Source organism: Methylobacterium bullatum, assembly GCF_014845095.1.
Lineage (GTDB): Bacteria > Pseudomonadota > Alphaproteobacteria > Rhizobiales > Beijerinckiaceae > Methylobacterium > Methylobacterium bullatum.
Window position 1 is genome coordinate 1 of the sequence record NZ_NKUG01000015.1, and the last position, 7,628, is coordinate 7,628.

The window sequence follows — 7,628 nt, forward strand, 5'->3', positions numbered from 1 at the left end:
CCCCCGCACGCCGCCCAGCGCGGACGCGATCCCGGCTTGAGGGGGGTCGCTCGACGCGCGCCGCATCGGCAGACAGAACCGCCGCCGAGGGGCAGCGGTTGCGGCGCGCGATCGAGCCCGCGCTCGTGAAGACTCTCATCACCCTTCCCTCGCCAACCGAAACGAATGATTTTCGACCTTAGGCACTAGCGAGGAAGGTCGACTCAGGGTGGGGAGCAGCCATCAGGTGTGGGTTGCTCGCAGCCAGGGTATGACGGCTGTGGCCTCAGCTCTGGCATCCTCCACAGTCGCGAAGAGGCCGGAAGGTGGGTATCCTTCCCGCCACATTGCGGGCGCATTGTCCCAGCCGTCGTAGAAGCTATCTTCAGTGTAGAAAAAAAGGCCGTCCTGCCGCTGATGGATGGTTAGACGTGATCGGCCGTCGTCGCGTGCGAACTGTTGAGCGATGCTCATAAACATGGCCTGTTTTGCAAGTGCTACTAATCCCTCGTGCTTCCCAAGCTATTGAACCAGCGGCTCTTAAAATCTGCAATGGGTGGGAAGCAGTCATTATCTAGTTACGGAAACATTTGGTGTAGCACGTTGAGGGCCAAGAAGGAGAGAACTATTAGGATCGTCACACCGGCAAATAATGTCCTTCTAAATTTCTCTATAAGCGGCTTATCGTGCTCATTGATATTGAAGAATTGGGCTTCCTCTAAAGATACAGCGATTGAAGGACTAAGCACACCAAAGCCAAAAGGATATTCACCCTGGAGCTTCCCACGAATGCGTTTTAAAAGCGCCACTAGTAGGAAGATGCCGGCTATGAAGCATAAGACAATAACTGCAAGCGGTGCAAAATCTTTCATTCATACCAAGCCATGATTATTACTGGATCGTAGTACGGGGTTCGGTTTCAGCCAACGTCCGAGATAGGTCGGAAGTGGCTGTTCATTACCCCTTGCCGTTCTCGCACAGCAGCGCTTTGGCCTGCCCCCATTCGGTGGCCCAGGATCGAAGTTAGTGCATCGTCGGTCTCGTGACGATGGTGGGGTGAGCGAGCGGCGCTGATCCGGTTGGTTCCGTTGGCCAGATGACGACCTCCGGTGCGGGCGGCTGGTAGCCGAGCGACGAGTGCGGGCGGATGCTGTTGTAGTGCCTGCGCCATTGCTCGATCACGACGCTGGCCTCCTTGAGGGTGTAGAACACCTCGCCGTTGAGGAGTTCATCCCGCAGCTTGGCGTTGAAGCTCTCGCAGTACCCGTTCTCCCACGGACTGCCCGGCTCGATGTAGGCGGTCTGCGAGCCAACCGCCGCGATCCAGTCCTGAACGGCCTTGGCGATGAACTCCGGACCATTGTCGGAGCGGATATGACTGGGCACTCCCCGTAGGCTGAACAGGTCCGAGAGTACGTCGATCACGTCGAGGGCCTTCAGCTTGCGGGATACACGGATCGACAGGCACTCGCGCGTGAACTCGTCGATCACGTTCAGCATTCGGTACTTCCTGCCGTTGTGCGTGCGGTGCTCGACGAAGTCGTAGGACCAGACATGGTCGAGACGCTCGGGCCGTAAGCGAAGGCAGGAGCCGTCGTTGAGCCAAAGGCGTGCCCGTTTCGGCTGGCGAGCGGGAACCTTGAGCCCTTCGAGCCGCCAGATGCGTTCAACGCGCTTTACGTTCACCGTCCAGCCGTCGCGCCGGAGCAGGGCCGTGATCCGGCGATAGCCGTAGCGCCCGTACTGCAGAGCCAAAGCGACGATGGCGGACGTCAGAGCGGCCTCGTCCTCGATCACCACGGCGGATTTGCGCTGGGTCGAACGATGCTGACCCAGAACACGGCAGGCGAAGCGTTCCGACACGCCGTGCTCGGCAATGACGTAGTCGACACAAGCCCGGCGGCGAGCCGGGCTCAGAAGTTTCCCGCAGCCGCCTCCTTCAGGATGAGCTTCTCCAATGTCAGGTCAGAGATAGCCCGGCAAAGGCGCTGATTCTCGGTCTCCAGGGACTTCAGCCGCTTTACCTGATCGCCCTTCAGGCCACCGTACTCGGACCGCCAGCGGTAATACGTAACCTCGGTTACCTCGATGGAGCGTATTGCTTCGGCAACCTTGCGACCCTGCGAGACCAAGACATCGACTTGGCGCAGCTTGGCAACAATCTCTTCAGCCGTATGCTTCTTTTGTCCCATGATGACATCCTCCACATGGCTCAAAGCCATACCTCAAGGAGGACCACTTTTCAGGAGGCAGGCCAGTTGTGGGCGACATCAACAGCGAGCCCAGGTCTGAAACCCGTTCGCTCATCTGAATGCCCCCTTGCGTTGCAGACGACCCGCGTCCGGCCCTCACGGTAATCCGAGGCATGGTGAACATGACCATGGACCCAGACATCCGGTCCCCGGTCCAGGATGAGATCGGACAGATCCGAGGCATCGCACCACCGTAGGTTCGCGTCGGCCCTGGGAAGGCTCGCCGGGTGCGGGGCGTGATGGGTCACCACTACCGTGGGACCGGGATGGCTCAAGGCCAGGGTGTCCTCGATGAAGGCACGGGTGACCCGGTGCATCGCGAGCACCTCATCGGGCTCGATCCGATTACGCGACCTCGGACCCGTGCGGATCCGGCGGTAATCGACCATCCCGCCACGCCCCTGGGCGGTCCGGATACCGTGGTTCAGATTGAACGATCCCAGGCGAAAGTCCGTCCATAGGGTGCCACCGGCGAACCGCACGCCGTCGACGATGACCACGTCGTCGAGCAGGAGGTGGATGCCAAGGGCGCCCGCCCGATCACGCCCCCGGGTCAACTGGTCGTGGATCGTGTAGCGCTCCTCACCCCGGTCCCACCAGAAATCGTGGTTGCCAGGCACGTAGACCACCGGCACGCCAGGGAGGCGCTCGCCCAACCAATCCAGAGCCCGGACGAGAGGCATGTGCACATCACCCGCCACGACGGCCACATCAAATCCGCCCGACGGCACGTGCGCGCCAGCGTCCCAGGCATTCTCCGGCCAGTCCTGATGCAGGTCCGAGAACACCCAAAGGCGCAGGCCAAGGGCGGTCATGTCCCCGGTCCGTTCGTGGCCATGCGTGCCAGGATCCGGTCCAGCGTCACGGGGGCCCAGTCCCAGCAATCCACGCCGACATCGGCACGCGTTGCCGTGCCCGGGACCGAACCATGGGAATGCCCATGCAAGTGAAGTCCGCCCCTATGCGAGCGTGGGTAGCTCACGTGGGGGAATGGCTCAGCCAGATGGACCGCATCACGCCCGCCGGATCCGGCAGCGTGATCATTGCCACGTCCCGGACGGGATCGGCCCAGGGGAGGCGTTCCCCGATCTTCTCGTGATTGCCCCGGATCAGGAGCTTGCGTCCGTTCAAGCGCAAAAATATCGAGAGCGCGTACGCCTCCGTGCACCGGTAGGCGAAGTCGCCCAGGTGCCAGACCGTGTCATCCGGGCGGACGACGGCGTTCCAGCGTTCGACCAGGGTCTCGTCGTGGGCCTCGATGGTTGCGAACGGCCTGGGCCGCTCCATCGAAGAACTTAAGATATTTCGATGTCCGACATGCGTGTCGGAAACGACGTGTGTAGTGGGCATCACAGCCTCTCGCAATGGCGGAGGCTGTGCGCGCGGCATCGCTCTCCGGGATTAGTCGGTCGGGGGCGTTGCCGTGCGTTTCATCATTGATATCCCTGAAGCGTTCGCGTGATCGCCTGGCCGGCCCCCAAACGCAAGGGCAAACACGTGCAGTATGCCCTACTACAAAGTGGATGCTGGTTAGGTCGCTGTGGCTACCGAAAGCCCGTCGTGTAGCGTAGTAACCTCATTTGAAATTCGTCGATCAAGCACGCTTCTGGTGAGTTCTTTGCGAACGACCGCACGACGGACTTGCTTTTAAAGCGCCGATTGCTCGCATATCACGATACTTAGGCATTTCCGCACCCCAAGGGCGACGGGCAACGTGCATGACCGATGCTCGTGCTCGACACTCCGCTGCATCGGGTTCATCGCGTCCGGGACCTTCCTGCTTGGCATCGACCGGCCTGCGCCCGGAGGCAGCGACGGGTCGTTCAGACGGCCCTGCCGACGAGGTGGCCGATGCCCGCGGTGACGGCCATGGCCGCCGCGCCCCAGAAGGCGACCCGCGCGGTTGCCCTCGGGATCGCGGCGCCACCGACCTTGGCCCCCAGCGCCCCGAGGACTGCTAAGAACACCAACGAGGCGGCAGAGACCGAGTAGACGACAAGGGTGGTCGGCGAGACCGCGGCCACGAGCAAGGGCAGGCTGCCCCGGCGGAGAAGGTCGACGCCGACGTCAAGGCGGCCTGGATCGGGCGCGCGGTGGTGAACTCGGAGATGCCCAGTTCATCCCGCGCATGGGCGCCGAGGGCATCCTTGGCCATGAGTTGGTCCGCGACCCTCAGGGCGAGGTCACGGTCCAGTCCACGCGCGACATAGATCCCCGCAAGCTCCTCGCGTTCGGCGGCCGGATCATCCTCAAGCTCGCGCCGCTCCCTGGCGAGGTCGGCCTGCTCGGTGTCGGACTGGGAGCTCACCGAAACGTATTTGCCCGCAGCCATCGACATCGCCCCGGCGACCAGACCGGCCGTGCCGGCGACCAGGATTTCCCCGGAGGCGGCGGAGGACGCGGCCACGCCGACGATGAGGCTTGCCGTGGAGACGAGGCCGTCGTTGGCCCCAAGCACCGCAGCACGAAGCCAGCCGATGCGGTCGATCAGGTGATTTTCCTTATGGGCGGGGCGCATCGGCGTCAGGGTCTCTCATGGGGACGCTCGTCTTCGTTCACGAGTTCAAGGGCCGGGGGTCAGCGGCAGCAATCGGACCCCGATCCGCTCTTCACGAAGTCGCCGTCGGGTAGGACCGGCCGCCCGGTCATCTCGCCGTGGAGTTCCCGTTCGGCCTGGAGCCAGAACTCGTCCGCGTGGCCATGCGGGCGGTCGCGCCGCTCCCAGAGGTGGAAGGCGCGGTCGCGGATCTCGCCGTCGGTGGGTCTCGTCTCGGGGGGCATGCGCTGTTTTCCAGGGATGTCGGGGTCGATAGGACGGATCGCGGCGGTCACTCAGCCGGCGCCGCGGGTGAAACCTTGTCCGGCAGGGCGCTCCCCGGGACGCTGTCACGCTTACGCACGGCGCCACGGATCAGGGTTGCGATGGCGTAGCCCATGGCGCCGACGGCAAGCGCGGTCGCCAACGGCGACGTGCCGCGGCGTCCGCTTCCGTTCGGATGCCCCGCCCGGGACGACCTATCCGCCTCTCGGATGCCGGCGCGCCCACGCTCCAGGGTGTCCTGCGCCAGGTGCGTGGCCCGGTCGGCGACGTCGAGGATGGCATCATTGGCTCGTGCGAAGATCTCGTCGGCGGCGCCCTCGATGCGGCGGCCTTTGTCATTACCGGACGCCTCGTGTGCGTCGGACCGGGTGTGGTCATGATGCGGCTTGGTCATGGTCTGATTGCCTTTCGGGGAACGGGTATCCCTGCCGGGCGCACGATGCCCGACGGAGGCGTGTCGCTGTGCTCAGACGACGCTGATGTAGTTCTCGACCGCAGTGGTGCCCGGGGAGGCCCAGGCCGCGCCAACCGCCTCGCGGCGTTCCTGCATCGTAAGGACGGTGCCTCCCAGGGTGACGGTGCCCCCCTCGGCGGTGACGGTCACGGTCTTCGGGTCGAACAGCCACGAGCGATCCAGCGCCTCGCTGATCCTGTCGCTGACGGCCTCGACGTCGACCTGCGGCTTGACCGCGATGCGGTTGTTCACCGCGACGACCCCCGACAACTGTTGGACTTCCCGTTCGGAGACCTCGGCCTCGAAACGGTGGTCGACCTCGCCCGTCAGGGTGACGACGCCCTTCGAGACCTTCACGAAGACGCGGTCCGGCGGCACGGCCACGTTCCAGGCGAGACGGGCGATGGCGGTGGCGGCGATGTCCTCGTCGGACCGCTTGCGAGCATGCTGCACGACGACCTCTATCTCCTGGACGAGTGCCTTCACGCCCCTCACGCGGCAAGCCGCAGCCTCGGCGGCGAGCTTCTCATCGTAGGTCCCGACCTGACCGGAGAGCGCCACCACGCCGTCCTTGGCGGTGACACCGATCTCCGAGGAGGTCACCGCCGGGTCCCAGATGAGTTCGGCCGTGACCCGGTGCTGAAGGGTGGTGTCGTGGGACATGATGGTTTCCTGGGACGTGCCGGGTTGGACGATGCCGGGGATGGCTTGCGACCTACCCTGCGAAAGGTTGTCCGGCGTCCACGTCGAGGCGTGTCCCGGCATCCGGCCAACGTAGGCGGTGAGGCGGGCCCGATCCTTGATCCAGCGCAAGGATCGGACGGGACGATGCGGCCATCCTCGCGTCGGGATCGGTCGAACCAGGGCACGACCGGCAATCAGGGATTTGTCCCGTCATGAACATGCACGTCGCACCGTGGACCGATGCCGCCGACGGACAGGTGGCGCCTGCATCAACGTCGCCCGACCCATTGGCGGAGAGCCTCCGCATGATGGGGCTCGCCGTCATCGGATCGGCGACCGTCGTATGCCTGATGTGGCTCGCATCCTGAGGCCCGTCGCGGACGTCGCCCTACCGACGAGGCGGCTCGACGCCTGGATCCTCGACGTCGACGGGGTCCTGCTCGCATCGCCCCACGAACGCGCATGGCGGGAGGCGCTCCATGGCATCGCCGACCCGGCGCGCCTCACCACCGCGATGTATCAGGCCTGCGTCGCGGGCCGCTCGCGGCTGGACGGGGCCGTCGCCGCCCTGACAGCGCTGGGCGTGCTGGACGTCGGGCGTATCGGTCCGGCCTACGCCGCCGCCAAGCAGCGCCGCCTGGAGGAGATATTCGCGATGGAAGGGGTGGTTGCATTCCCAGATGCGCTTCGCCTCGTTCGCAGGCTCAGGGCGGCCGGCTGGCCCATCGCCGCGGCCTCGTCCTCCAGGAATGCAGAATCGATGATGCGCACGGTCGCTCTCGACCCCGGTGGGACGCTGTTCGACGCATTTTCCGTCATCGTCTGCGGCCGGAACCTCTCGCACGGAAAGCCCGACCCCGAGATCTTCCTGCTAGCGGCCGCGGAACTCGGCGTCGACCGGACACGGTGCATCGTGGTCGAGGACGCGCCGGCCGGCATCGCTGCCGCGCTTGCCGGCGGCATGGCCACCCTCGGCGTCGCCAGGGTGGATGACGCCGATGGACTGCGCGCCGCCGGCGCCGAGCGCGTGGTGGCAAGCCTCGACGAGGTCATCATCCCCAAGCGGGCGACATCCACCACACACCGCCCCGCCGCATGACAGGACCACGCCCGATGGGCCAAGCACTCCGTCCGACTGCCGACCCGGCCTGGCTTCTGAGCGAGGTCGGGTACGACCCGCTGCGCGAGAGCAGCTTCGAGACGCGCGTCGCGATCAGCAACGGCTTCCTCGGGCTCCGGGGGGCTCTCGCAACGGATCTCGGCGCGTGCCGGACGCTTCCCCCGCGCACCTACGTCGCCGGGCTGTTCGACACGGCCCTCGTGGGCGCCCCGATCCCCGAACGCCTCCCGGCCCCCGACTGGCTCCAGCTTCGCATCGGCCTGCCGGACGGCCCCTACCTCGCCTGCCCCGATCCGTCGTCCCGCGCCGTGACCCCCG

At 65.2% G+C, this 7,628-nt stretch carries 8 protein-coding genes and 2 pseudogenes; 2 read left to right on the top strand and 8 right to left on the bottom strand.

The genetic code is table 11. The annotated features are described in order from the left end of the window. Positions 1–557: 557 nt before the first annotated feature. The 8 genes and pseudogenes from MBTS_RS01905 to MBTS_RS01940 all read right to left on the bottom strand — a co-directional run bounded on the left by MBTS_RS01905 (position 558) and on the right by MBTS_RS01940 (position 6,169). A complete protein-coding gene (locus MBTS_RS01905) occupies positions 558–851 on the bottom strand; it encodes a hypothetical protein (protein WP_192214972.1) in 294 nt (97 codons plus the stop codon). A gap of 151 nt (positions 852–1,002) precedes the next feature. After that, positions 1,003–2,171, bottom strand: a protein-coding gene (locus MBTS_RS01910; protein ID WP_192214974.1) for an IS3 family transposase whose coding sequence is annotated in 2 segments (ribosomal slippage) — positions 1,003–1,907 and positions 1,907–2,171 — 1,170 coding nt in all. Because the reading frame shifts where the segments join, the coding sequence is not laid out codon by codon here. A gap of 50 nt (positions 2,172–2,221) precedes the next feature. Further along, positions 2,222–3,046, bottom strand: coding sequence for a metallophosphoesterase (locus MBTS_RS01915; protein WP_147833000.1), 825 nt, complete (start codon positions 3,044–3,046; stop codon positions 2,222–2,224). Between the two features lie 163 nt (positions 3,047–3,209). Beyond that, positions 3,210–3,581 carry a metallophosphoesterase gene (locus MBTS_RS01920; protein WP_308444976.1) on the bottom strand — a complete coding sequence of 124 codons (372 nt, stop codon included), beginning with the start codon at positions 3,579–3,581 and terminating at the stop codon, positions 3,210–3,212. 473 nt (positions 3,582–4,054) lie between these two features. Next, positions 4,055–4,749, bottom strand: a pseudogene (locus MBTS_RS01925) (VIT1/CCC1 transporter family protein). Positions 4,750–4,808: 59 nt separating this feature from the next. Further along, entirely contained in the window at positions 4,809–5,012 is a 204-nt protein-coding gene (locus tag MBTS_RS01930; RefSeq protein ID WP_147833001.1) for a DUF2934 domain-containing protein, read from the bottom strand. Positions 5,013–5,059: 47 nt separating this feature from the next. Further along, positions 5,060–5,446 carry a hypothetical protein gene (locus MBTS_RS01935; RefSeq protein ID WP_147833002.1) on the bottom strand — a complete coding sequence of 129 codons (387 nt, stop codon included), beginning with the start codon at positions 5,444–5,446 and terminating at the stop codon, positions 5,060–5,062. Positions 5,447–5,518: 72 nt separating this feature from the next. After that, complete coding sequence (locus MBTS_RS01940) at positions 5,519–6,169, bottom strand: BON domain-containing protein (RefSeq protein WP_147833003.1); 651 nt, start codon at positions 6,167–6,169, stop codon at positions 5,519–5,521. Positions 6,170–6,533: 364 nt separating this feature from the next. Here MBTS_RS01940 and MBTS_RS01945 point away from each other — a divergent pair, with 364 nt between their 5' ends. Continuing rightward, positions 6,534–7,289, top strand: a complete 756-nt coding sequence (locus MBTS_RS01945) for an HAD family hydrolase (RefSeq protein WP_147833004.1) — start codon at positions 6,534–6,536, stop codon at positions 7,287–7,289. A gap of 14 nt (positions 7,290–7,303) precedes the next feature. After that, a pseudogene (locus MBTS_RS01950) lies at positions 7,304–7,628 on the top strand (glycoside hydrolase family 65 protein); the annotation flags it as partial.